The sequence below is a fragment of the Arsenophonus sp. ENCA genome (assembly GCF_002287155.1).
GTDB classification, from domain to species: domain Bacteria; phylum Pseudomonadota; class Gammaproteobacteria; order Enterobacterales; family Enterobacteriaceae; genus Arsenophonus; species Arsenophonus nilaparvatae.
The window spans coordinates 1-1125 of record NZ_NHNG01000302.1 but is presented as its reverse complement, the minus strand read 5'-3'; the positions used below and the strand labels follow the sequence as shown (position 1 = coordinate 1125).

Annotated in this window: 2 protein-coding genes; one reads left to right on the top strand and one right to left on the bottom strand. The window is 35.3% G+C overall.

The window, feature by feature from the left end; all coding sequences use genetic code 11:
- Nucleotides 1-460, top strand: a 460-nt coding sequence (locus CBG25_RS08185; protein WP_290605942.1) for a helix-turn-helix domain-containing protein, incomplete at its 5' end; no start/stop codon positions are given.
- Between the two features lie 62 nt (nt 461-522).
- Here CBG25_RS08185 and CBG25_RS08180 read toward each other — a convergent pair.
- On the bottom strand, nt 523-1125 hold a 603-nt coding region (locus tag CBG25_RS08180; RefSeq protein ID WP_290603686.1), incomplete at its 5' end, for an integrase core domain-containing protein.

The following is a 1125-nucleotide window of genomic DNA, read 5'->3' as shown; positions in this document are numbered from 1 at the left end:
TGCAATTATTGAACAAAATAGAGCAAAGAATTTTGTTCATGGTGGATACTATATGATGTCTCGTGAGGCTGAAAAAAATCTTAGGGCATTGCAGCAAGAGAGTCCTGCAGCATCACTAGTATTTAGTGTTATACGAGAACATATGCAGATTGGTACAAATGCGGTAACTATATCTAATAGTGCTTTATGTAAAATTATAAACAAATCTAGAGCAACTATTACAAGGGCTATATCTCATTTAGCAAAACATAATTATGTACAAATAATAAAGACGGGAAATGTTAATACTTATGTTGTTAATGAAAGAATCGCTTTTGCTGGAAGTCCTTCGCAAAGAAAAGCTGTTTTTTCCGCCACTGTTGTTGCTCATGAATGTGAACAAGAAAAAGGATGGGAAGAAGTTAAGAAACTTAAAGCTGTTCCTATAATTTATAGCGAAAATGAAATTATTTATGACTAATTAATTGTAGTAGCTCAGACTTGATCTGACAGTTACCGGTTATTTATACAGTATCTGTCAGGCTAAATTTGATTTAAATCTTTTTCTCTCCAAATTTGTTTTCCATCGTGTAAAGTTGCTATGGGTGTTCGACCGCAACACATTTTTCCTTGATGAGTACGCTGGTTATTGTATTCCTCTAACCATTTATCTAAATCAGTTTGTAATTCCTCTAAATTACCGTAGATTTTCTTACGAAAAACTACCTGGTAGAACTCTTGTAATACGGTTTTATGAAAACGTTCACAAATTCCATTAGTTTGAGGCGAGCGTGCCTTAGTTTTTGTGTGATCAATATCGTTGATAGCCAGATAAAGTTGATAATCGTGATGCTCAACTTTACCACAATATTCACTACCTCTGTCCGTCAGTATACGTAATATCGGTAATCCATGTTGGGCATAAAAAGGCAGAACCTTGTCATTTAATAAATCCGCAGCAGTTATCGAACTTTTCGTTGTGTAAAGTTTACAATGAACGACTTTGCAGTAAGTATCAATATAAGTTTGTTGGTAGATACGACCAACACCTTTTAAATGACCAACATAAAAAGTGTCCTGCGACCCCAGGTAACCCGGATGTGCTGTTTCAATCTCACCACTGGCTTCATCATCCTGTGCTTTCTT